The following is a 21,576-nucleotide window of genomic DNA, read 5'->3' on the forward strand; positions in this document are numbered from 1 at the left end:
ACTCCTGCCGCACCCTCGCCGCCCGCGCAGCGCTCAGAGGGACGCGAACCAGTCCGGCAGGATCGTTCGATGGTCGAATTTCAGGGCCCGCGCCTTGACCACCCCGTGCTTCTCCAGCCGGGCGGGCTTGACCGACAGCGTCTCCCAGGCGTGCTGCTCCGCACGCGCCCAGGGCTCGGGCCGCTTGGCGGCGAACTGGGCAAAGAACTTCGCGGCATCGGCATCGGCGAGGCGCCAGCCCTCCCCGGGCAAGCCGCCCTCGGGCCCGCCGGCCACCGCCATGCGCACCCGCGTCGCCTCGGCCAAGGCCGCACGGTCGGCATATTTCAGATGCGCAAGGTAGAACCCCCGCGGCATCCGGAAGGGGAAATCGGCCAGCTTGCGCGGCGCCACCTTCGTGCCGTGCAGCTGGAACGAGACCGGCCGCCGCGCCGCCACGGCCTTGGAGTAATGCCCCGAGAAGGCGACATGGCGCGTGGCGGCAAAGAGCGGCCCCTCGCCATCGGCATCCTGCGCCACGAGGTCGAAGCCCAGGGCCGTCAGCACCGGCACGTCATCATGCGCCGCAAACAGCCCGGCCAGCCCGTCATGCAGGGTGGGATCCCAGCAGATCAGCTCGTCGGCGTCGGTGCGGATGACCCAGTCATAGACGCGGTGCAGCCCGGCCTGGAAGCCGTCCAGCATCTGGCCGCGGCGCCGGTCGAACCCGGTCAGGTCGTCGCGCGGCACGGTGATGATGCTGGCGCCCGGGCAGATCCGTGCGATTTCGGGGTCGGCCCCGTGCGCCACGACAAAAAGGTTGGCGGCCCCCAGCGCGGCAGCGTGGTGGCGGTACCACTGGCCCAGCGCCCAGTGATCGCGATGGACCATGGTCAGCGCGGCGATCTTCATGGCGCCACTATGCAGCAGCCGGCCCGGCCCGCAAGCCGGACATGAAAAAAGCCGGGTTCCGAAGAACCCGGCCCAGGATTTTGCGCCAAAATGGGAGGAGAGGGCGCAAATCCCTGTATCAACCCGGGCAGCGCGTGGCCGCCCGCCGGTCGATTATTCGGCGGCGGTCGCCGTGGCCTTCTTGGCGGCCGAAGTCATGTCGTCGGTCGCCTTCTTCATGGCCGCGGTCGCGTCCTCGGAGAAGTCCTTGCCGGCAGCCATCAGCAGCTCGACGGTGTCCATCTGGACCTTCTTGGCGATCTCGGCATAGGCGGCCATGTGCTCGGCAGCGGTTTCTGCCTGGGCCGATGCGAAATCGGTCATTGCCTTGGCGTAGTCGGCCGGCTCGTCCTTGACCTTGGTCATGTCTGCCATCTTGGACAGGGTGTCCTTGGTCCACTTGGCCGACAGCTCGGTCGACTTCTCGGCAGCTTCCAGAGCGACAGCCGAGAGCTTCTCGTTCATGGTGGCGGTGGTCTTGAAGGCATCTTCCATGGCCTTCGTGTCGACCGGGAACGCGCCCATAACGTCTTTCATCATCGCGGTGAAGTCTTGGGTCTGTGCCATCTCAACGTATTCCTTGTCTCTTGTTGCTCCGGGCCCACCCCGGTGTTCAGCAACTGCAAGGAATATGCATGCTGCACCGCAGCATTTCAAGGGAAATTCTGCGGTGCAGCAAAAAACCGGCCAAATCACTGAATTTGCTTGGCCGCCTTCATCTTCACATAGGTGCCCGGGGCAGGGGCCAGCACCTCGTAGCCCGAATCGCCCGGGATGCGGCCCGGCACCTGCTTGCCCGAGCGCTTCTTCAGCCAGACCTCCCAATGCGGCCACCACGACCCGTCATGGTGATCGGCATTCTCCTTCCAGGCGTCGAAATCGAGGCTGAGATCGTCGTTGGTGTAATGGCCGTACTTGTTCTTGGTGGGCGGGTTCACGATGCCGGCGATATGGCCGGACTGGCCCAGCACGAACTGCTTGGAGCGCGAGCCCATCATCTGCACGCCGCGATAGACATCGCGGGCGGCGGCGATGTGGTCGGTCTCGGTGGCGATCGACATCAGCGGCACGTCCACGTCCTTGAGCGACAGCGTCTCGCCGAACATCTCGAACGTGCCCTCGGCAAAGCGGTTCTGCTGGCACAGCCCGCGCAGGTATTCCCGGGTCATCTTGCCGGGCAGGTTGGCGCCGTCGCCGTTCCAGTAGAGCAGGTCGAAGGCGGGCGGCGTCTCGCCCATCATGTAGTGCTTGATCGCCGGCCCGTAGATCAGGTCGTTGGAGCGCAGGAACGAGAAGGTCCGCGCCATGATGAACGAGGGCAGGATGCCTTCCTGGTCGATCTCCTGCTCGATCCCGTCGACGAAATCATCCTGCAGGAAGGGCGTGAACTCGCCCTGGTCGCTGAAATCGGTCAACGCGGTGAAGAAGGTGGCCGACTTGATCACCTTCTCGCCGCGCTTCTTGAGCAGCGACAGGGTCAGCGCCAGCGTCGTGCCCGCGATGCAGTAGCCCACCACGTTGAGCTTCTCGACGCCGCAGATCTCGCGCGCGACCTTCATCGCGGTCAGGTAGCCCTCCTCGACATATTCCTCGAGCCCGATATCGCGATACTTGGCGTCCGGGTTGATCCAGCTGACCACGAAGAGGGTATAGCCCTGGTCGACGACCCAGCGGATAAAGCTGTTCGCGGGCTTCAGATCAAGGATGTAGTACTTGTTGATCCAGGGCGGGAACAGCACGATCGGGGTCTCGTGCACCGTGTCGGTGGTGGGGTTGTACTGGATCAGCTCCATCATGCGGTTGCGATAGACCACCTTGCCCTCGGCGGTGGCGATGTTGGTGCCCACCTCGAAGGCGTTCTCGTCCACCAGCCGCACGACCATCTCGCCATTGTTGGCCTCGAGATCGCTGACCAGGTTCTCGAGCCCGCGCACGAGGCTCTCGCCCTCGGTCTCGACCGCTTTCATCAGCGCCTCGGGATTGGTGGCCAGGAAGTTGGTCGGCGCGAACATGTCGGTGATCTGCTGGGCGAAGTAGCGGATTCGCCGCTTTTCCTTCTCGTCGAGATCGTCGATCGTCTCGACCGCCTCGCGGATCGCCTCGGCATTGATCAGGTATTGCTGCTTGACGAAGTTGAAATACGGGTGCTTGTCCCAGAGCGGGTTCTTGAACCGCTTGTCGGCCGGGCCGGGATCGTCCGGCGCCTTGAGCTGGCCCGAGGCCAGCGCCTTCTGCACCTCGACGAAATGGGTGACGGTCTTGCCCCAGTAGTTCACCTGCTGCTCGATCAGCTTGGCCGGATTCGTGACCCATTCCTGCCAATAGGCCTGCGCGGCCTTGGCATAGAGCGTGCTGTCCGGCGCGTTCAGCGCGGGGGGCGTGGGTGATTTCCGTGTCAGCGCGGCAACCAACCGCTTGGAAAGCCTGTCGACCTTGGCAAGGTTCTCCTCCAGCCGCGCGCGATTTTCGCCTGCGGCAACCTCGTTCGTTGTCATCTTAACAAATTCCCCCTATTCTTGCTGCTACGCAGAATAACGTCGCCGTGATCGGGGGGCAAAGCGACGATATGGCTCGGGCGGAGTGCTGCCGAAACAACCTGCGCTTTGCCCGCAACTCAGGAGTAACACGAATGCGCTACATGGCGACATACGATTTGATGGAGACCATCCGGAACACCAACCAGTGGCTGGGTGCCACTGCGCGGACCATGGCCTCTTACCCCATGTTCGCCGCGCTGCCCAACCCGGGCATCCAGTGGATGGCCGCCTGGGGCGAGGTGACCGAGCGCACCTTCGAGCGCATGGTGGCCAAGCCCGACTGGGGCATCCGCACCTTCACCTGCGAAGATGGCAAGGACCACCTTGTCGAGGTGCGCACCGTGGTGGAAAAGCCCTTCGGCAACCTGATCCATTTCGACGTGCAGGGGCGCGAGGAACAGCCGCGCAAGATCCTGCTGGTGGCGCCCATGTCGGGTCATTACGCCACGCTGCTGCGCTCGACCGTGAAATCGCTGATCGTCAATTGCGAGGTCTATGTCACGGATTGGCACAATGCCCGCGACATCCCCGTCTCGGCCGGCAAGTTCGACATCGAGGATTACACCCTCTACCTGATGGATTTCATGCGCCACATGGGCCCCGAGACCAACGTGGTCGCGGTCTGCCAGCCGGCGCCTCTGACGCTGGCGGCCACCGCCTACCTGGCCGAGCTGGACCCCGATGCGCAGCCGCGAACGCTGACCCTGATCGGCGGGCCGATCGACCCGGACGCCACGCCCACCGACGTGACCGATTTCGGCCGCCGCGTGACCATGGGCCAGCTGGAAGAGACGATGATCCAGCGCGTGGGCTTCAAGTACAAGGGGGTGGGCCGCATGGTCTATCCGGGCCTGCTGCAGCTGGCCTCGTTCATGAGCATGAATGCCGACCGGCATGGCAAGGCGTTCCGCGACCAGATCGTGCGCGTGGCGCGCAACCAGGCTTCGGATCACGACGCGCATAACCGCTTCTACGACGAGTATCTCGCCGTGATGGACATGCCGGCCGAGTTCTACCTGTCGACCGTGGACCGCGTCTTCAAGAGCCGCGAGATCGCGCGGAACGAGTTCATGGTCGCCGGCCACAAGGTCGACATGGGCAAGATCACCCGCGTCGCCGTCAAGACCGTCGAGGGCAGCAAGGACGACATCTCGGCGCCGGGCCAGTGCATCGCGGCGCTGGATCTCTGCACCGGGCTGCCGGCCGAGAAGAAGGCCAGCCACGTGGAGCCCGGCGCGGGCCATTACGGCATCTTCGCCGGTAAGAGCTGGCGCAACAACATTCGGCCGCTAGTGCTGGATTTCATCGACGCCAATGCGGGCGATCCCGAGCCCTCGGACCGTGCGGCCAACGTCAACGTGGCGTGATCCGGCGGCGCGCGCCCTGCGGGCGCGCACAGATCAGCGCCCTGTCCGCCTGAGGGCGGACCGGGCGCCGCCCGTGGCGGCGTGACGCCCGATCCATGTGATGGTGCGTGTGGGCAGGGGGCTCAGGCCCCGTCGAAGGCGCAGAGCGCATGGACATCCATGCCCATCGCTTCCAGCCGCGCGCGCCCGCCCAGTTCCGGCAGGTCGATGATGAAGGCGCAGCCGATGATCTGGCCGCCCAGCCGCTCCACCAGCTTGATCCCCGCCTCGGCAGTGCCGCCCGTGGCCAGCAGGTCATCGACCACCAGGACCTTTTCGCCGGGCGCGATGGCGTCGTCATGGATCTCGACCACCGCCTCGCCATATTCCAGCTGGTAGTCCTCGGAGATCACCGCGCCGGGCAGCTTGCCCTTCTTGCGGATCGGCACGAAGCCGGCCGACAGCTGGTGCGCCACGGCGCCGCCCAGGATGAAGCCGCGCGCCTCGAGCCCGACGACCTTGTCGAAGCGCAGCCCGGCATAGGGATGCAGCAGCTGGTCGATCGCCATCCGGAAGCCGCGCGGATCGGCAAAGAGCGTGGTGACATCGCGGAACATGATGCCTTCATGCGGGAAATCCACGATGGTGCGGATATAGTCCCTGACCTGTTTCTGCGCGGGCATGGCCTCTCCTCGGTGCTGGCGTTGCCTGCGCTGGATACGGTCTTGGGCGACAAACGCAAGGTTTGAGACGAAAAACCGCCCCGCGGCGGGGCCGGGGGCGGTCTGGATGCGGCAGGGGCGGGCGGCTCACCGCCGCTTGCGCCGGGCCGAGTAGAACCGGTCGGCCAGCCAGCGCAGATGCGGGCGGTTCCAGTCGAGACGGTCGGCCACGAGGATGGACTTGGCATGGTAGAGGCTCATCGCTATACCTTTCGTTCATGACGAATGCTGTGTTCCTGCTGTATCTTGTATATACATCACCCGGCGGGACTCTCAAGGGGACGGGCACGGTTTGAGCAAGGACGACAAGAAGAAGCCCAAGGAAAAGGGCAAGGATGCCCAGCTTGTCCTGCGGCTCGACCGGGACGACCGCGACGCCTTCATCCGGCTGTGCAAGGCGCTGGACACCTCGGCCTCGCGCGAGGTGCGCCATTTCATCCGTGATTTCCTGAAACGCCACGAGGAGTGAGCGCGCTCAGGCGCGGCGCAGGCTGGCCGTCAGAACGCCCATCGCCACCAGCGCCGCCCCGCCCGCGCGCGTCAGCCAGCCCAGCACCGCCGGTTGCCGGATCACGCGGCGCAGCCGGTCGGCCGCCAGCGCATAGGCCAGCGCGTTCAGCGCCGCCAGCGTGACGAAGGTGCCGACCAGGATCGCGAATTGCGGCAGGAGCGGCGCCGCCGGGTCGACGAATTGCGGCACGAAAGCGATGAAGAAGGCGATGCTCTTGGGGTTGAGCGCGGTCACCGCGGCGGCGTGCCAGTAGACGCCGCGCGCCGTCACCTCGGCCGCGGGCAGGGCCAGCCCCTCGCGCGGGGCCGAGCGGATCAGCCGCAGGCCAAGCCAGACAAGATAGGCCGCGCCGGCCCATTTCAGCACGGTGAAGAGCGTGGCCGAGGCCGCGACCAGCGCGCCCAGCCCGGCCAGCGACAGGCTCATGGCCAGGAAATCGCCGCTGGCCACCCCCGCGGCCGAGGCCACGGCCACCGAGCGCCCCTTGCTCAGCGCGTAGGACAGCACCAGCAGCACGGTCGGGCCGGGGATCAGCAGCAGCGCGGTCGAGGCGGCGACAAAGGCCAGCCAGAGGGTCGGGTCCATGGTCTCACTCCTGTGGGGGGTAGTGGCGGCGCAGCACCATGATGTCCTGCGCGCCCAGCGTCTTGGAGGCGTTGCTGTCCTGCGAGAAGATCGACACGCCCTCGTAATGCGGATTGCGGATATCGGTCAGCAGGCCCAGCGCCTGTGTGATCTCTTCCAGCATGGCCGATTCGTAGTGCTGGATCGGCAGGCGGGTCGAGAACACGATCCGCGCCCGCAGGATGCGGCGCGTGTCGGGACGCGACCAGACCACCACCCGCGCGCCGGGCACCGTCGCGCCGTCCAGGCCGGCAATGCCGGTCCCGGCAATGGGCGCGCTGCCATCGGTATCGACGAGGTAGATCGCGATATCGGTCTCGGCGCCCTCGGGCACCTCGGTCAGCGCGATCCCGGCGCCGGCGGCGTTCAGGTACTGCACCGCACGGGTCAGCGCCGCGCGGGCGCGGTTCTGCTTGCCGCCCAGGTAGGCGCGGTCGATCCGGGCCAAGCCGACGCGCAGCGGCCGCGTCGCGGGCCAGCGGATCAGCCGCTTGGTGCAGGCCCCGCCGGGCGGGGCGGCGCAGGCAACCAGCCGGTAGAAGCTGTCATCGTCCAGCGGCCCCGCCGTCTCGATGAAATCCTGTGCCTGCGCGGGCAGGCCCGCCAGCCAAGTGGCGACGACGGGCACGGCAAGGGCCGGGCGCACCGGTCTCACCGCGCGCCGAGCCCCGCGGTGGTCTTGGCGATGGAGCCCGAGACCACCTCGCCCAAGAGCGTGCCCTCGGGCGCGGTCTGGCAGGCGTCGAAGGTCAGCTGCACCAGCCGCGTGGTGCCCAGCCGGTTCACGAGGTCGTCGAAGGCCTGCCGGCGCGAGACGGTGGCTTGCGACCACGCGCCGATGATGTAGCCGACGGTGCCGTTCTTCACGTCCTCCTGCCCGGCGGCGATCTGGCCCAGAATCGTGGCACAGGGCGTGGCGCCGGGGCCAAGGAAATGCGCGCGCGGGCGCTCCTGCTGGGCCGAGACCGGCAGCGCGAGGACCAGCGCCGCACAGGCGGCCAGCCCCCCAAGCGGCCCGTCGGCGCGGCGCGTCACAGCACCCGGCCCGCCACCGCGTCCAGCCGCGCCACCAGATCGGGGTCGCGCTTCTCGGGGGCGGTCAGCACCGCGTAGTCGAGCGCCCGGTCGCAGCCATGCGGGCAGGGCGCGCGCTCGGCGCCCAACAGGGCGGGCAGGCGGCGCACCATCTCGCGCCCCTTGTCGGCATTGCCGGTCAGCGTGCGGATGATGTCGTTGATGTCGACGGCGCCGTGATCGGGATGCCAGCTGTCGTAATCGGTGACCATGGCGATCGAGGCGTAGCAGAGCTCGGCCTCGCGGGCGAGCTTGGCCTCGGGCATGTTGGTCATGCCGATCACGTCGCAGCTCCAGGCGTCGCGGTACATCCGCGATTCCGCCAGCGTCGAGAATTGCGGCCCCTCCATCGCCAGGTAGGTGCCGCCCTGGTGGATGGTGATGCCGGCATCGCGCGCCGCGCTCAGGCAGGCCTCGGACAGGCGCGGGCAGGTCGGGTGTGCGACCGAGACATGCGCCACGCAGCCGGTGCCGAAAAAGCTCTTCTCCCGGGCAAAGGTGCGGTCGATGAACTGGTCGACGACGACGAAATGCCCCGGCGCGTATTCCTCGCGGAAGGAGCCGCAGGCCGAGACCGAGATCACGTCCGTCGCGCCCAGCCGCTTGAGCGCGTCGATATTGGCGCGGTAGGGCACGGTCGAGGGCGAATGCACGTGGCCGCGCCCGTGCCGGGGCAGGAAGGCCATCTTCACCCCGTCCAGCGTGCCGGTCAGGATCTCGTCCGAGGGCGCCCCCCAGGGGCTGTCGACGCGGCGCCATTCCGCCCCGTCCAGCCCGTCGATGTCATAGATCCCGGAGCCGCCGATCACGGCGATCATCGTCTCGGTCATCTGGGTCTCCTGTTTGCGTGTCGCGACCCATTAGACATGCCATTCGCGCCGGCGCAACCGGCCCGGCAGGCGAGGGGCGCGCGTTCAGAACAGCGCCGCGCCCAGGATCCACAGCCCCCAGGCGACAAGCCCCGCCCCGGCCAGCCGCGCGAGGTCCGGCCCGCGCGGCAGCAGCTTTTCCAGCGCAACGAAGGCGGCCAGCCCCACAATCCAGTAGAGGTTCATGATGCCGCCCACGAAAAGCAGCGCCATCAGGAACCAGCAGCAGCCAAGGCAATAGGCCCCGTGCTCCAGCCCCATGACCAGCGCGCCGCGCCGCCCGGGACGCCGGCGGTCGGCCAGGAACCGCGCCGGGCTGCGGCAATGCTCCAGGCAGGCGGCCTTCAGCGGCGTGAACTGGAACAGGCCCGCCGCGATCAGCAGCAGCGCGCCGGGCAGCGTGTCGATCAGCGTCATCATCGTGGCCGAGACGAGCCCCGCGGCCTCGAGCGCCCATTGCGCCGCGGTCGCCATCGCGCTGAAACCGGCCCAGATCGCAAGATAGCCGCCAAGGAAGGCGCCCGACAGGGCGGCCACTTGCCCAGACCGGCCGGCATGGCGCAGCAGGGCCGCGTGCAGCAGCACGGTGGGGGCCACGCTTGGCAGCATCATCGCCACCATCATCACCCACCACATGAGGAAGACCAGCAGCGCATAGCCCGCCGACCACGCACCCGGCGCGACGGGGCCGGGCATGTCGCGCATCCCGGACATGGCGGTCATCTCGAGCGCGCTCATCCGCATGCCCACGCCGAACAGCGTATAGAAGCCGGCCAGCGCGAAGAGCAGGGCCAGCAGGCCAAGCAGCAAAGCGCGGTCGCGCCGCAGCAGCCGCTCGGCCAAGGGAGACTCCGTCATCCTGTCCTGTCCCCCCGGCTCAGGCCGCGTCGAGCACGCCGGCCTGGGTCATGTGGATCTCGCAAAAATGCGCGTGGCTGTCGTGATTGGCCTCGAGCGGGATCTCTCCGAAGGTGCGGGTGGTGGCCTTGGCCACCTCGGCGACGCGGTATTCGAACCCGTGCGGCAGGTTGATGCGGGCGCGATGCTCGTTCCCGGTGACCGGGTTTGTCAGCGGGCGCCAGTCGGTCTCGAAGACATCGGCGACCCTGGCCGCGCCGGTGCGCGCCTCGAAATCCAGCGTGATGTCGATGGGCTTGAAGAGCGTCTCCAGCTTGTTGGGAGACATGGCCGAGTAGACCCACCAGAAGGTGGCCATCTCGTCGGTGTCCTGCCCTGTCACGATCCGCTCCAGCGCGGCGCGCTGTTCGGGCGTGGCGGCCTCGTCGATGATGGTCTGCATCGTGCCGTTGCCCTCGTGCACGGCGCCCGGCCACTTGAAGACCTGCGCCACCTTCGTGCCCGACAGGTCCACATCGCCATGCCGGCCCCTCTCGATGACAAAGGCGACGGCCGCCTCGCAGGTGCCATGGGTGGGCAGCGACATGAACTGGCAGGGGCAGCCGGTATCGCAATTGCAGTTCGCCAATTCGTATCCGTGAATTTCCCAAGCGGTCATGGGCCTGTCTCCAATCTGTGCGGTGAATTAATTGACGTAACGTAACACAGGTTGGCAGAGTCGGGCTGACCGGAATCCGGTCAACCCCGCTGGCGGGCCCGCGGCATGCGCAAGTATTCCGTGCGTTCGCTGCCGCGACCTGCTAACGGGGGCGCGACCGCTGCCGGCCGCCGGGCTGGCCATTCATGCTGCACTGCAGTATGTGCGTTAGCGCGAACGAAAGGATCCCCGATGAAAAAAGCCCTGCTGGCGCGTTTCGCCAATCGTCTGGAATTGTCCGACCTGACGCTGCGCTCGGACGAAAAGCTGACGCCGGGCCTGCTGCGGATCGAGCTGCTGGCGGGCCTGACCGTCGCACTGGCGCTGGTGCCCGAGGCGGTGGCCTTTGCCTTCGTGGCCGGGGTGCACCCGCTGGTGGGGCTCTATGCCGCCTTCCTCGTCGGGTTGGTGACGGCGCTGATCGGCGGCCGGCCGGGCATGATCTCGGGCGCGACGGGCGCGCTGGCCGTGGTCATGGTCTCGCTGGTGGCGCAGCACGGGGTGGAATACCTCTTTGCCACGGTGGTGCTGATGGGGATCCTGCAGGTCATCGCCGGGGTGATGCAATGGGGCAAGTTCATCCGGCTGGTGCCGCACCCGGTGATGCTGGGCTTCGTCAACGGGCTGGCCATCGTGATCTTTCTCGCGCAGCTGGGCCAGTTCAAGGTGCCCGGCACGGTCGAGAATACCGGCCATGGCGTCGGCGGGGGCGAGTGGCTGTCGGGGACGCCGCTCTACCTGATGCTGGGCCTGACCGTGCTGACCATGCTCATCATCTGGGCCATGCCGAAGATCAGCAAGGTCGTGCCCGCGCCGCTGGCTGGCATCGCCATCGTGGCGGCGCTGGTGATCGGGCTGGGCCTCGAGGTGCCGCGGGTCGGTGACCTCGCCTCGATCTCGGGCGGGCTGCCGGCCTTCCACGTGCCCACCGTGCCGCTGACCTGGGAAACCTTCGAGATCATCCTGCCCTACGCGGTGATCCTGGCCGCGATCGGCCTGATCGAATCGCTGCTGACGCTGAACCTCGTGGGCGAGATGACCAACAAGCGCGGCGGCGCCAGCCAGGAATGCGTGGCGCAGGGCGCGGCCAACGTGCTGACCGGCTTCTTTGGCGGCATGGGCGGCTGCGCCATGATCGGCCAGTCGATGATCAACGTGAAATCCGGCGCCCGCACGCGCATCGCCGGCATCGCCGCGGCGCTGTTCCTGCTGGTCTTCATCCTCTTCGCCGCCCCGCTGATCGAGCTGATCCCGCTGGCTGCGCTGGTGGGGGTGATGTTCATGGTGGTGATCGGCACCTTTGCCTGGAACTCGCTGACCATCCTGCGCAAGGTGCCGCTGATGGATGCCTTCGTCATCCTGCTGGTCACCGTGGTGACGGTGATGGAGGACCTCGCCGTGGCGGTGGTCGTGGGCGTGATCGTCTCGGCGCTGGCCTATGCGTGGAACAATGCGCGCCGGATCCACGCCAAGACCTACACGACCGCGGACGAGGCAAAGGTCTACCAGGTGCAGGGGCCGCTTTTCTTCGGCTCGGCCGAGGGCTTTGTCGAGCTTTTCGACCCCGCCCGCGATCCGCAGACCGTGATCGTCGATTTCGACGACAGCCGCGTGGTGGACCAGTCCGCGCTGCAGGCGATCGAGGCCGTGGCGGCCAAGTACGAGGCGGCCGGCAAGCAGTTGCAGCTGCGCCACCTGTCGCGCGACTGCCACCGCCTGCTGACCAAGGCCGGCCACCTGATGGTCGACAGCGATGACGACCCCGACTACCAGCTGGCAGTCGATTACAACGTGCGTACCGGCATCCTCGGCGGGCACTGACCGGCCCGGCGGGTGGCTCTGTTCCGGCTGCGCCGGAAGGCGCCCACCCGCCGACCCGGAGGCCGTCGCGCCCTTGGACCCGTGTCAGGGGGCCATGCGCGCCAGCGCCGCGACATCGCCGGCCTCGAGCACCGATCGCGCGGCGGCGATGGCCTCTTCTGGCCAGTCCCACCAGGCCAGCGCGTTGAGCGTGGCGATCTCGTCCTCCGTGAAGCGCATGCGCCGGACCTGCGCCTGGTTCCCGGCCACCACGGCGTAATCGGGCACGGTGCCGCGCACCACGGCGCCGGCCCCCACGATCACGCCATTGCCGATCCGCGCGCCGGGCAGGACCAGCGCGCCGTAGCCCAGCCAGACGTCATGCCCCACGATCGTGTCGCGGGTGTCAGGCTGGTATCCCAGCATGCTGTCCGGGTCGAAGACCGCGAAGGGAAAGGTGCTGAGCCCGTCCGTCGCGTGGTTGGCCGAGGCACCGATGAAGCGTACGCCATGCGCGATCTGGCAGAACTTGCCGATGCGCAGATGTTCCTGGCTGAACGGGAACAGGTAGGGGGCGAGCCGCGCCGCCCAGTCCTCGGGCGGGTCGAAATCGCTGGCATAGCTGTGCGCGCCCACGTGGAAGCGTGGGTGGTCGATGACGTTTTTCAGGTAGACCGTGCCGGCATGCGCGGTGCCGTCGGGCAGGGTGATGGGATGCGCGCAAGCCGCATCGGGCAGGGAAAAGGGCATGGTGCCTCCTTCGAAATGCGTGAGTGTTCAGGCTTTCAAAGGTGCTGGTCCATCGATCCCTCCATCGGTTCTGTGACCGGTTAGCAGAGTTTCCGCGACAAATCCACACCTCGTCGCGCAGGGGTACACGCTCGCTTGAAAAGGGTTCCCCACAGACGATCCGGTGCGTCGGCATCGACATCTTGCGCGGCGGGCGTGGCGGTGCTAATCCCGCTCCACCGGAAAGCGCTAGGCATCGCACCGATGTCACCGGCGCCAAGCCCCTATAGCTCAGCTGGTAGAGCAACTGATTTGTAATCAGTAGGTCCGCGGTTCGAGTCCGTGTGGGGGCACCACTTAAACACCAGTTAAACACAGAGTTCCAAAGCAATTACCTCAATGAAATGAGGTGCTTGCGCAATCTGTGGTTGGGTTTGAGTTTGGTTGGAACATAACATGAACCTTGTAACGCGAAGGCCATTACAAGGATTTCAAAAATGCCCCATATCAAATTCACCGACACCAACGTCGGCGCGATTCCGACGTCGGACAAGACCGTCTGGTACACAGACCCTGAGCAGAAAGGCTTGCGCCTTTGTGTGACAAAGACTGGCGTTAAGACTTGGTACGTCAACAAGTGGGATCCGACAGCGAACAAAGTGCGCTCGGTCAAGCTCGCCCAATGGGCGTCGAAGGTGACGCACTGCAAATGGGCGAAGGATCAGCGCGGCCTTGTCGCGCATGGCATCGTGTCGGGCGACGTCTTGAACAAGGCCGAGACACGGGCGAAGGAGGCGGACGAGCGTGCCAACGCGCTGCCGACGTTTCGCGAGGCGCTTGAACAATTCATCGAACACCGCACGACCAGCAGACAGTCAGGCAAAGCGCGGATGATGGAGACAACGGCCAAGGACTACCGCGCGACGTTCAACAAGCATCTGGCGCAATGGGCGGACGTGCATGTGGACAGGTTGCCAATTCTTGAGATCAATCAATACCTGAATGCGGTGCAGATCACGCGCCCGAACGCCGCCCATGTCGCGGCAACGGTGGCCGGGGCGACGGTACGTTTCATCAACAAGCTCTGCGCTCTTGCTCTACCGATCCCGTCGCTTCTGGAAGGCACCAAGATGCGGTCGCGCGTCGAGACCGGTAAACTCGATATGCAAGTCCCTTGGGAGGACCGCTGGGATGAGATTGAAGAAATCCCGAATGAGCATATCCGCCTGTGTTGGAAGATCACTTGGTATACGGGCTTCCGAGGTCGTGGGCTACGCGCTTTGACGTGGGACCAAGTTGATCTCGACGATGGTGTTGTGACCTTCGAGAGGCTCAAACGTCAGGAGGTTGAGCGGACCATCGTTCTCGCGGACGATGTGGTCAGGTTGTTTAAACGCCTTCACGAAATTCGCTATGATGACTGTGAATGGGTGTTCCCGTCGCGTGTCGTGCGCCGGGATACGCGCGGCCACTTGGACGTGCTGGACAAACTGCCTCTGACAAAGCCGGGAGACTTGCGCCATTTCTGGATGACCGTTGCGCGGGAAGTTGCGCCGCGTCACGTTCACAGGTGGCTGGCACAGCAGACCATGACCGACAATGACCTGCGGATGCTCGGCCACTACGGCGAACCGACGTATGAAGAACAGAAGGCAGCGGCAAATGCGATTGCGGCGGCGATCAGCAAGCGGATTCAGGCAGCACCTTCTTCCGTTGTTGAATTGCGCCGAAACACCGCCTAAATTGAAAACACCAATACCTCCATGCCTATAGGTAGTGACCCGGATAGGTGTGAGGCCGACGCGTGAGAGTAGTGGCATTGCCACTCAGGAAGCGGGAGACGCGTTGGTCATGTGGGTTCCCATCACAGGACCTATAATCATGACCATTGACCAAATCGCGTCACAAATCGACTCTCTCCGAGCGGATTTGATCCGTTCAAATCCACCTCTGATAATGACCAGCGCCGAAGCCGCCGGGTTTCTTGGCGTGTAAGATGAAACGATGCTGCGCTGGCGCAAAGACGGTTTTGGACCGTCATATTCGCAGCCCAATTGCCGAATTGTGCGATACCTTCGCGACGATGTGGTCGCATGGCTCGAGGAGAATAGGTGATGAAATATCAGGAGGCAAAACAAGACGTCGAGCAATTCACCGGCGGTGACGAGGTGCTGCGGGTGTTTCGCGGGTCGATCACGAAAGCAGTTGAGGCTGGGCAAAAGTTCGCGCTGGACCATCCGCGCATCCAGAAGAAAGTGACATACGAGACACTACGGGCCGGGTTGAAAGGTGAAACGGTGCGTGTCCCGACATTTGAGACGCTGGTCGATTTGCATTGTGCCATCGACGAAGAGCCAAGAGCATACTGTGAACCTCCCGCGATCCCTGAGACATTCGACGAGTTCAGGAAGGTGGCGCTCGAATACGCCTCCAACGTCTGGTGGTATGAAACCCTCGGTCTGGCCGATTTGGTCAAGCCCGCGTCATGGCAGGCGCAGCTTTCACGCGAAGGCACACCCAGAGCATGGCCGCAGGTCCGCGAACGCGCGGTAGAATGGCGTGAGAAAGCTTTGAAAGCCCTTGACGCTTGGGAGCATCGACTGCGCGAGAAGAAACACGCGCGAGAGATGATAGATACTTGGGTCAAGGATGTGCTCGACAAGGAAGGCGAAATCGCGGCAAGGGCCGAGTTCAAGCGTCTCAAGCAATATGACTTCATCGAGTATTCTGGGCACAATTCGTTTGACCCGGCCAAACCAGATCAAGAGCAATTCACATTCGCGGAAATGGAAGAGAGCGATTGGTTGCCCGAGTATCAAGAGCGGCTGGAAGCCGGTTGGTCGCGTTATCGCCCTGACGACCCAGAACCTGATCGAGTAAGTCGGCGGCTTGGAGTTGCAAACTTCTGTGACGACTATCTAGTGACAGCATGGGCGGCAGATTGCGAGTTCGAACGCCACGAGACATGGGACCCGTTTTTGCGATGTTTGTCGGGACCAGAGCGCGTTGTCCGGATCAAAGTAAAACGCGATGCCCGCCACGCATTGGAAGGCGAAGAAATCCTGCGCGACAAGACCAAGAAGTACGTCGATGGTCGTCGCGTTGACGAATACGCAGAATACGTCTGGCGGTGGCGCGATGCGGACGAGCTAGACACACGCGTCGATGCGGAGGTCAGAGATAAGGCGATCAAGCTCGGATTTGCCATGGTTGATGGCACTGTGGAAACGCCCCGTGAACTGCTCAGGGATGTTGTGCAGCCGATTGAGCAGGACGATCCACAGTGCCCAAGGGGGCCTTACACGATTAGCTGATAGCGTCGAGGCGCAGCATGGCGGCACGCGCCGTTGCGCCTCGGACATTGTTCGAAATCCAAGCGCGCACAAGCTGCGGGCGTTTTTGGGGCTTGGAATGCTGGAAGCGTGATTGCGCGTCAGCAATTATCTCGTCGAGGTATTCAGCCATGTGCGGTGTGCGCGGTGGAAAGTCAAAAGGCATTCGGGTCATCCTTCTTGATTGGGTTCGGGAACGTCAGACGTTCTCTCTGTTGCGGTGTTGATGCGTGGCATCATACAGGCAGCAGCCAGCGGAATCCGACTGTAATGGCAGGTGACGATAAGGGAGTTATAGGTGCAGGGGCGTTGAGGCAGGACGCTCGGTATTCTTGATGCGTCTATTCGCGCGCGCACACATATCTGTAATAAAATAATGATGCACTTAGGCGGTCATTCGCATCATTATTTTCTTGCATATACGCACGCACGCGCGCGCAATGCAGTGCATCACTGTCGCCCTGACTCCCGTCAGAAAGACGTCCCCTTGAGGCGTCTCCCAAGCCCACCTGATAGGCTATCAGTAGGTTAAGTATGCCAACTCATTGAACTGTAAGCATCATTCTGCATTCGCGACTTGTAACGCACCGCATGTTACAAGGTTTTCGTCGATTTAGGCCCGACCACCCCCCTTTTCTCTGCCGCCGATCCCCGGACCCGGGCGCATTTAGAAGATCACAATTCCACGATTTTCCCGCCGCGCCCGCAGGGCACATATCCCCTGTGCGCTGCCACCGCATCAAAGCCGCAGCGAAACCGCCCAAGCAACGCGTTCCTGCACATGCGCCCCACCATCATGCCCGCCACCCCACAACCGCCCGTCTCTGACGCGCTCTGCAAGCCTGCGCGAACCGCCCATACGCGCCACCTGCTTTTCGCGGTTCGCTACCTGAAACTCCGGGAACGCCCGCCGCGCGTTCCTGATATGTTCTTTCTATGCTCGCACGTCGGCGGGTCGCCCGCACCTGCCCGCCGACACCCAAACAGAGAAAGAAAATCGAATGCCCCTGCAATCCGTCACAATCCAGCCGACGCCTCACGGCTCCCGCCTCTTGGGCGAAGACATTCACACGGCCTTTCACATGGACGTGCCGCTGCCTCCCTTTGACCTCCACCAACTGATCATTGCCGCCGCGAAATCCGACGACCTGCATCCGCGCGCCGAACTCATGGGCGTGATCGCTGATCGAACTGAAACCGGCGTCCGCATCCGCGTTGTCGCCAATGCGGCCCACTTCGACATTCCTTGGCCCCTGATCGTGCGGGGCATCAAATGACCAAGATCAAGCACCGCACCTACCAAGAGCAGCGCCAAGCCTATGACAAAATCCGCGATGTGATTGCGGGCGAAGACCGGCTAGGAAACGCAGGCGCTCGATACCTCCCCGAACCCGAAGGCATGACGACCGCCCAATACACCCGCTATGTGCAAGGTTCGTCCTTCTATGCGGTGGCCGAACGCACCCTGCGCGGTATGGTCGGTGCGGTGACGCGCAACGCCCCAGTCCTTGAATTGCCCGAACGGATTGCAGGGATGCGCGACACCGCGACCTTCGAGGGGCATTCGCTCGACGTGCTTCTGGAAAGCGCCCTGCGCGAAGTCCTGTCACTTGGGCGGTATGCGATGCTGCTCGACTACCCGACCGACGGTGCAGCCCCAGGCTCTGCACCGTTCATTTCTACCTTCGACGCAGAGTCGATCTTGGACTGGAAAGAGGAACTTGTCGGCGGGCGTCAGAAGCTGACCTACCTGCGCCTGCATGAGACGAACCGCGACCTTGAAGACACAGGCGTCGAGCAGCACCTCGTCCTGACACTCGATCCCGCCTACACGGTCAAACGCTACCACGTCAAATTGCAGCGCAACGGCCCTGACGTTCAGTCGGTCGAAGAAGTGCAAGTCGGCGAAGACATCACGCCGACAATCGACGGCTCGCCCATGTTCGACATTCCGGCGGTGATCGTGTCGCCCTACAACCTGAAAGCAGACGTTGAAAAGCCGCCTTTCCTCGATCTCGTCAACGTCAACCTCGCCCACTGGCGCGTGAGTGCGGACTATTACTGGTCGCTCTACCTGACGTCCCAACCGACGCCTTGGGTCGCCGGGGCGATCAATGAGAAAAACAAGCCGAGGCAAATCGGCAGCGGGGCGTTTTGGATCTTGCCTCAAGGGGCGCAAGCGGGAATGCTTGAGTTCACAGGTGCAGGCATCGCGGCGCAAAAGACCGCTCTCGACGATCTCACGGCCCAAATGGCAACGCTTGGTGCGCGGATGGTCTACGACGGCAAAGGGCGCAACGAGACCACCGACACGGCCCGTCTGCATCACCGCTCCGAACTGTCCCTGCTTCACAGCAGCGTCAACATGGTCGAGGCCGGTCTGACGAAACTCCTGCGCCTTGCCGCTGAGTGGACGCGTCCCGGCACCGCCGACGATGTTGTCTTCAAACTGCACCGTGACTTCGTGACCGCCCAGATGGACCCGGCCATCCTCACGGCCCTGCTCAAGGCATACACCGCTGGCGCGATCTCGCACGATACCTTCCTGATGAACCTCAAGAAGGGCGAACTGATGGACGTGAACCGCGCCCTCGACGATGAACGCGACCTGATCGAAGAGGACGAAAACGTGTTGCCCATGCCTGGAGTTGCGTGATGCTCACCGACCCCCGACTTTGGCCAGCACAATTCGCGAACGCCGCCAGAAGAACTCCTGATCTTTGCTGTTCTGTCTCGTGCGATCTTGGACCTGTTTGGCCCCACCACTCTGGCGTCCAATCAAGCTGAGGGGAAAAAGTCGAGATACGAGGCCTTTCGGTTTCTGACGGACCATTCGGGCGCGTGGGCGAAGCGGCGAACTGAGCTTTGCGACGCCATCGGTTTCAACGGTGACGACGTTCGGTCGCGCGTCGTCCGCGTTCTCGAAGGCGACACGAAGGCTCTCGACCACTACGAGGGGCGCGGCTCTCTGAACCATGTCAAAGAGGCCCGTGAGCTATGGGAGCGTGAAAAAGACGCGCGGGCGCGCCCGCCTGCCCAACGACCCCGCAAGGTCAAACCGAAACGGAAAACCGTTCGATACATGGAGGCGCGACCCAAGGTCTTGGCGCTGCTGGATCGACCGCGCACCGTGAAGGAACTGTCTGACGAAACCGGATTCTCCGACGGCGTGGTCCGCACAGTCCTGGACAAGGCGATTGAGAAAAACACCGTCGAGAAACACGGGCACGAATACCGACGAGTACCTGATACTCCGGTTGCGGCAGCGGCGGCATAGGACCGAAAATCATTCCACAGAACGCGAGTTAGGCTCAACATTCTGGTCTTGTGATGGAACGGGGCGGGTTGGGCATGACCCGCCCCAATCACGAGGAACCAGAAATGGCAGATAACGACCAGCAAGCAGAAGCCCTGATTGCAGCACTCGCACCGAAAATCGCAGAAGCGATCCTTCCCCAAATCACCGAATCCGTTGAAACCCAAATGAAGGGTCTCAAGGACAAGAACGACGAGCTTCTGGACAAGCTCGCGAAGCAAAAAGCGGAAGACAATCACAGCAAGCTGCTCGCCGCCGCTGAAAGCCAGTACCAAGCCCGCCTTGACGGCAACGGCGTGTATCAGGGGCGCAAAGCCGGCGACTCGATCAAGATCAAGAAGCCCGATGCGCGTTCGGTGTCCAAATACCGCGAGGCCAAGGCTCTGGCCGAGAAAGAAGGCGTGCCGCTCGAGATCGTAGCCAATGACTAAGAAGGTCACTCTGGTGCCCGGAAAGGGGCCGGTGCCGACCGTGCATAAGAAGCGCGGTCCGCCCAAAGGCACGCCGCGAAAGAAAACCCAGCCGCACAAAATGGCGGTGCTCCCGGATGCAAAGCGGGAGCATTACACGCGGGAGATCGTTCTCGGGCGCATGTCGATGTTTCAGGCGGGCAAAGAGCTTGGAATTTCTGACACGTCGGTTGCTCGGTATATCACCCAACTCCCCGAAGAGGAAAAACTGGCGATCCTCGCGACCGCAATGCACGACGCTAAGGTCAAAACGGCGATGCAGCACGCGGCCATCGTCAACGAGTTTGGCGAGGACACCGACAAAGACCTCAAATGGGTTCTGCGTGAGCTAAAGGCACTTCTGGAATCCGCCAAGGGTGACGAAGACCGCATGATGCAGTTGGGCGCGTTGAAGGAGCTTCGTCAGAGCCTCATGTCCCTCGCGGACCTGCACGGCAAACTGAACAAGAAGATGGATATTCATCTGAACCTGAACGAAAGCCCTCAATTCATCCAGTTGCGTTCGATCATTCTGAAAGTGCTCAACAACCACCCAGCCGCGAAGCACGAATTTCTGAACGAGATGGACGCTATGGGGGTCATTCAGGAACCTGTCCTTGTCGATGATCGGAGGCCGTGATGCCGTCCCAAGTCGCAAAAGCCGCCGTTGGGATCGTGAACCAACTCGAAAAGGTCGATCTCGAAAGCCCGAACGATATGCGCGCACAGTTCGAGTCTGCGCCGCCCATTGTCGTCAAACTCCTGTCCGAATTGGCCGCGCGTCGGATGCTGAAACCAGCGACACGGTGGCCGGGGCAAAACCGATGATCCATGACCCGCACCTTCTGTCCTTCCTGCAAGGCCTGACTGTCTCGCTCGATCCCGTCGAGCGGTTCCGTCTCGCTATCGGTGAGCCGGACCCTTGGCAACGAACGCTGCTGTCCACCGATCCGCGTTTAAACGAAGCGGATCGCATGGTCCTCGCCTTGTGCGGGCGGCAGTCAGGCAAATCGACCTCTGCGGGCGGTCTTGGGTATGACGATTTCTCAGTCGGGAAGACGGTTATCCTGACGACCCCCAGCTTGCGGCAATCGACCGAATTGTTCCGCCGGATTCTGGAATTCAAGAACACCGATCCGTTCTGCCCGCCCATCGTGCGCCAGACGCAAACGGAACTTGAGGCACACCCATCGCACGGTGGCCGGATCATCGTTGTGCCTGCAACCGATCAAGCGCGCGGGATGACGGCGGACACGATCATTGCTGACGAGGCGTGCTTCCTCGACGACGATGCTCTGACGGCCTTCTTTCCAATGCGCAAAGAGACCGGGCGCATTTTCCTGCTTTCCACTCCGAACCTGCGCACCGGTTATTTCTACGAGACATGGACAGGCGACAAACAGGTGCGCCGCATCATGGCGCGCTCCATCGACATCCCCCGGCGCGCGGCCCAAGTCGCCTTCGACAAAGCCACAATGTCCGACACAACATTCAGACGGGAGCATTTGTGCGAGTTTGTCGGTTCTGGCACGCCCCTCCTGTCTTGGGACACGCTCGAAAACTCAAGCAACCCGAACGTCAACGCATTGGAGCTGTCATGACCCCCGACAACCCGCCTAAGTATGAATTCCTGAAAGACGGGCGTGTTGTCCTGCCATCGAACGCCGACCCTGCGGCCTATGGTGGCCTGCCCCTATTGGGTGGTCCGGTTTCAGTCTTAGTGCATGACGGGTCTCGGCGCCAAGGTAGATGCCTGGGGCGGGGGCGATCCGCCATCTCGGG

23 protein-coding genes and 1 tRNA gene are annotated in these 21,576 nt (G+C 63.6%); 12 read left to right on the forward strand and 12 right to left on the reverse strand.

Features of this window, described 5'->3' with window-relative positions:
* Window positions 1-33: 33 nt before the first annotated feature.
* The 3 genes from AVJ23_RS20950 to AVJ23_RS20960 all read right to left on the reverse strand — a co-directional run bounded on the left by AVJ23_RS20950 (window position 34) and on the right by AVJ23_RS20960 (window position 3,425).
* Complete coding sequence (locus AVJ23_RS20950; protein WP_058864190.1) at window positions 34-891, reverse strand: glycosyltransferase family 2 protein; 858 nt, start codon at window positions 889-891, stop codon at window positions 34-36.
* Window positions 892-1,044: 153 nt separating this feature from the next.
* Window positions 1,045-1,497, reverse strand: a complete 453-nt coding sequence (locus tag AVJ23_RS20955) for a phasin family protein (protein WP_058864191.1) — start codon at window positions 1,495-1,497, stop codon at window positions 1,045-1,047.
* A gap of 125 nt (window positions 1,498-1,622) precedes the next feature.
* Window positions 1,623-3,425, reverse strand: coding sequence for a PHA/PHB synthase family protein (locus AVJ23_RS20960; protein WP_058864192.1), 1,803 nt, complete (start codon window positions 3,423-3,425; stop codon window positions 1,623-1,625).
* A 134-nt stretch (window positions 3,426-3,559) separates the two neighbouring features.
* Here AVJ23_RS20960 and phaZ point away from each other — a divergent pair, with 134 nt between their 5' ends.
* Complete coding sequence (gene phaZ / locus AVJ23_RS20965; RefSeq protein ID WP_058864193.1) at window positions 3,560-4,834, forward strand: polyhydroxyalkanoate depolymerase; 1,275 nt, start codon at window positions 3,560-3,562, stop codon at window positions 4,832-4,834.
* 122 nt (window positions 4,835-4,956) lie between these two features.
* Here the strand turns inward: phaZ and AVJ23_RS20970 are convergent, their stop codons facing one another.
* The gene (locus AVJ23_RS20970; RefSeq protein ID WP_058864194.1) at window positions 4,957-5,496 is read right to left on the reverse strand and encodes an adenine phosphoribosyltransferase; all 540 of its coding nucleotides are present in this window, start codon (window positions 5,494-5,496) and stop codon (window positions 4,957-4,959) included.
* A 331-nt stretch (window positions 5,497-5,827) separates the two neighbouring features.
* On the opposite strand from AVJ23_RS20970, the gene AVJ23_RS23135 reads away from it, so the two are divergent.
* Complete coding sequence (locus tag AVJ23_RS23135; protein ID WP_169795962.1) at window positions 5,828-6,004, forward strand: hypothetical protein; 177 nt, start codon at window positions 5,828-5,830, stop codon at window positions 6,002-6,004.
* A 6-nt stretch (window positions 6,005-6,010) separates the two neighbouring features.
* On the opposite strand, the gene AVJ23_RS20975 is transcribed toward AVJ23_RS23135, so the two are convergent.
* From AVJ23_RS20975 to AVJ23_RS21000, 6 genes are all read right to left on the reverse strand, one after another.
* Window positions 6,011-6,631 (reverse strand): LysE family translocator, encoded by a 621-nt coding sequence (locus AVJ23_RS20975; protein ID WP_058864195.1) that lies wholly within the window; start codon window positions 6,629-6,631, stop codon window positions 6,011-6,013.
* A 4-nt stretch (window positions 6,632-6,635) separates the two neighbouring features.
* A complete protein-coding gene (locus AVJ23_RS22975) occupies window positions 6,636-7,316 on the reverse strand; it encodes a DUF2927 domain-containing protein (protein ID WP_058864196.1) in 681 nt (226 codons plus the stop codon).
* A gap of 5 nt (window positions 7,317-7,321) precedes the next feature.
* On the reverse strand, window positions 7,322-7,705 hold the full coding sequence (locus tag AVJ23_RS22980; RefSeq protein WP_058864197.1) for a hypothetical protein: 384 nt from the start codon (window positions 7,703-7,705) through the stop codon (window positions 7,322-7,324).
* Complete coding sequence (locus tag AVJ23_RS20990; protein ID WP_058864198.1) at window positions 7,702-8,574, reverse strand: S-methyl-5'-thioadenosine phosphorylase; 873 nt, start codon at window positions 8,572-8,574, stop codon at window positions 7,702-7,704. Before AVJ23_RS20990 ends, AVJ23_RS22980 begins: the two co-directional genes overlap by 4 nt.
* Before the next feature lie 84 nt (window positions 8,575-8,658).
* A complete protein-coding gene (locus AVJ23_RS20995; protein ID WP_058864199.1) occupies window positions 8,659-9,471 on the reverse strand; it encodes a DUF2182 domain-containing protein in 813 nt (270 codons plus the stop codon).
* 19 nt (window positions 9,472-9,490) lie between these two features.
* Entirely contained in the window at window positions 9,491-10,129 is a 639-nt protein-coding gene (locus tag AVJ23_RS21000; RefSeq protein ID WP_058864200.1) for a DUF1326 domain-containing protein, read from the reverse strand.
* 231 nt (window positions 10,130-10,360) lie between these two features.
* Between AVJ23_RS21000 and AVJ23_RS21005 the strand changes: the two genes are divergently transcribed.
* Entirely contained in the window at window positions 10,361-11,989 is a 1,629-nt protein-coding gene (locus AVJ23_RS21005) for a SulP family inorganic anion transporter (RefSeq protein WP_058864201.1), read from the forward strand.
* Between the two features lie 84 nt (window positions 11,990-12,073).
* Here the strand turns inward: AVJ23_RS21005 and AVJ23_RS21010 are convergent, their stop codons facing one another.
* Complete coding sequence (locus AVJ23_RS21010; RefSeq protein WP_058864202.1) at window positions 12,074-12,718, reverse strand: CatB-related O-acetyltransferase; 645 nt, start codon at window positions 12,716-12,718, stop codon at window positions 12,074-12,076.
* A gap of 259 nt (window positions 12,719-12,977) precedes the next feature.
* On the opposite strand from AVJ23_RS21010, the gene AVJ23_RS21015 reads away from it, so the two are divergent.
* The 3 genes from AVJ23_RS21015 (at window position 12,978) to AVJ23_RS21025 (ending at window position 16,011) form a co-directional block, all read left to right on the forward strand.
* Window positions 12,978-13,053: transfer RNA gene (locus tag AVJ23_RS21015), tRNA-Thr, on the forward strand.
* 141 nt (window positions 13,054-13,194) lie between these two features.
* Window positions 13,195-14,439, forward strand: a complete 1,245-nt coding sequence (locus tag AVJ23_RS21020; RefSeq protein ID WP_058864203.1) for an integrase family protein — start codon at window positions 13,195-13,197, stop codon at window positions 14,437-14,439.
* 372 nt (window positions 14,440-14,811) lie between these two features.
* Complete coding sequence (locus AVJ23_RS21025; protein ID WP_058864204.1) at window positions 14,812-16,011, forward strand: hypothetical protein; 1,200 nt, start codon at window positions 14,812-14,814, stop codon at window positions 16,009-16,011.
* Here AVJ23_RS21025 and AVJ23_RS22985 read toward each other — a convergent pair.
* Window positions 16,004-16,162 carry a hypothetical protein gene (locus tag AVJ23_RS22985; protein ID WP_157772751.1) on the reverse strand — a complete coding sequence of 53 codons (159 nt, stop codon included), beginning with the start codon at window positions 16,160-16,162 and terminating at the stop codon, window positions 16,004-16,006. The two genes, AVJ23_RS21025 and AVJ23_RS22985, sit on opposite strands and share 8 nt — an antisense overlap.
* 949 nt (window positions 16,163-17,111) lie before the next feature.
* Here AVJ23_RS22985 and AVJ23_RS21030 point away from each other — a divergent pair.
* The 6 genes from AVJ23_RS21030 (at window position 17,112) to AVJ23_RS21050 (ending at window position 21,395) form a co-directional block, all read left to right on the forward strand.
* On the forward strand, window positions 17,112-17,306 hold the full coding sequence (locus AVJ23_RS21030; protein WP_157772752.1) for a hypothetical protein: 195 nt from the start codon (window positions 17,112-17,114) through the stop codon (window positions 17,304-17,306).
* Window positions 17,303-18,685 (forward strand): DUF4055 domain-containing protein, encoded by a 1,383-nt coding sequence (locus tag AVJ23_RS21035; protein WP_058864206.1) that lies wholly within the window; start codon window positions 17,303-17,305, stop codon window positions 18,683-18,685. Before AVJ23_RS21030 ends, AVJ23_RS21035 begins: the two co-directional genes overlap by 4 nt.
* Window positions 18,686-18,772: 87 nt before the next feature.
* On the forward strand, window positions 18,773-19,306 hold the full coding sequence (locus tag AVJ23_RS22990; RefSeq protein WP_157772753.1) for a hypothetical protein: 534 nt from the start codon (window positions 18,773-18,775) through the stop codon (window positions 19,304-19,306).
* Between the two features lie 74 nt (window positions 19,307-19,380).
* Window positions 19,381-19,776, forward strand: coding sequence for a hypothetical protein (locus tag AVJ23_RS21040; protein ID WP_157772754.1), 396 nt, complete (start codon window positions 19,381-19,383; stop codon window positions 19,774-19,776).
* Entirely contained in the window at window positions 19,769-20,434 is a 666-nt protein-coding gene (locus AVJ23_RS21045; RefSeq protein ID WP_157772755.1) for a hypothetical protein, read from the forward strand. The genes AVJ23_RS21040 and AVJ23_RS21045 overlap by 8 nt, the downstream gene beginning before the upstream one ends.
* 184 nt (window positions 20,435-20,618) lie before the next feature.
* Window positions 20,619-21,395 carry a terminase large subunit domain-containing protein gene (locus tag AVJ23_RS21050; RefSeq protein ID WP_058864209.1) on the forward strand — a complete coding sequence of 259 codons (777 nt, stop codon included), beginning with the start codon at window positions 20,619-20,621 and terminating at the stop codon, window positions 21,393-21,395.
* The last annotated feature ends 181 nt before the right edge of the window (window positions 21,396-21,576 follow it).

The organism is Pseudoponticoccus marisrubri (assembly GCF_001482405.1).
Lineage (GTDB): Bacteria > Pseudomonadota > Alphaproteobacteria > Rhodobacterales > Rhodobacteraceae > Pseudoponticoccus > Pseudoponticoccus marisrubri.

Bases quoted from the DNA above. Each gene is read 5' to 3' on its own strand.
- AVJ23_RS21030 (WP_157772752.1), top strand. From the start codon at position 17,112: ATGGACGTGCCGCTGCCTCCCTTTGACCTCCACCAACTGATCATTGCC.
- AVJ23_RS21035 (WP_058864206.1), top strand. From the start codon at position 17,303: ATGACCAAGATCAAGCACCGCACCTACCAAGAGCAGCGCCAAGCCTAT.
- AVJ23_RS20955 (WP_058864191.1), bottom strand. From the start codon at position 1,497: ATGGCACAGACCCAAGACTTCACCGCGATGATGAAAGACGTTATGGGC.
- AVJ23_RS21050 (WP_058864209.1), top strand. From the start codon at position 20,619: ATGATCCATGACCCGCACCTTCTGTCCTTCCTGCAAGGCCTGACTGTC.
- AVJ23_RS21025 (WP_058864204.1), top strand. From the start codon at position 14,812: ATGAAATATCAGGAGGCAAAACAAGACGTCGAGCAATTCACCGGCGGT.
- AVJ23_RS20975 (WP_058864195.1), bottom strand. From the start codon at position 6,631: ATGGACCCGACCCTCTGGCTGGCCTTTGTCGCCGCCTCGACCGCGCTG.
- AVJ23_RS21020 (WP_058864203.1), top strand. From the start codon at position 13,195: ATGCCCCATATCAAATTCACCGACACCAACGTCGGCGCGATTCCGACG.
- AVJ23_RS20990 (WP_058864198.1), bottom strand. From the start codon at position 8,574: ATGACCGAGACGATGATCGCCGTGATCGGCGGCTCCGGGATCTATGAC.
- AVJ23_RS20960 (WP_058864192.1), bottom strand. From the start codon at position 3,425: ATGACAACGAACGAGGTTGCCGCAGGCGAAAATCGCGCGCGGCTGGAG.
- AVJ23_RS21045 (WP_157772755.1), top strand. From the start codon at position 19,769: ATGACTAAGAAGGTCACTCTGGTGCCCGGAAAGGGGCCGGTGCCGACC.
- AVJ23_RS21000 (WP_058864200.1), bottom strand. From the start codon at position 10,129: ATGACCGCTTGGGAAATTCACGGATACGAATTGGCGAACTGCAATTGC.
- AVJ23_RS21010 (WP_058864202.1), bottom strand. From the start codon at position 12,718: ATGCCCTTTTCCCTGCCCGATGCGGCTTGCGCGCATCCCATCACCCTG.
- AVJ23_RS20995 (WP_058864199.1), bottom strand. From the start codon at position 9,471: ATGACGGAGTCTCCCTTGGCCGAGCGGCTGCTGCGGCGCGACCGCGCT.
- AVJ23_RS20950 (WP_058864190.1), bottom strand. From the start codon at position 891: ATGAAGATCGCCGCGCTGACCATGGTCCATCGCGATCACTGGGCGCTG.
- phaZ (WP_058864193.1), top strand. From the start codon at position 3,560: ATGCGCTACATGGCGACATACGATTTGATGGAGACCATCCGGAACACC.
- AVJ23_RS21005 (WP_058864201.1), top strand. From the start codon at position 10,361: ATGAAAAAAGCCCTGCTGGCGCGTTTCGCCAATCGTCTGGAATTGTCC.
- AVJ23_RS22985 (WP_157772751.1), bottom strand. From the start codon at position 16,162: ATGGCTGAATACCTCGACGAGATAATTGCTGACGCGCAATCACGCTTC.
- AVJ23_RS20970 (WP_058864194.1), bottom strand. From the start codon at position 5,496: ATGCCCGCGCAGAAACAGGTCAGGGACTATATCCGCACCATCGTGGAT.
- AVJ23_RS21040 (WP_157772754.1), top strand. From the start codon at position 19,381: ATGACCCGCCCCAATCACGAGGAACCAGAAATGGCAGATAACGACCAG.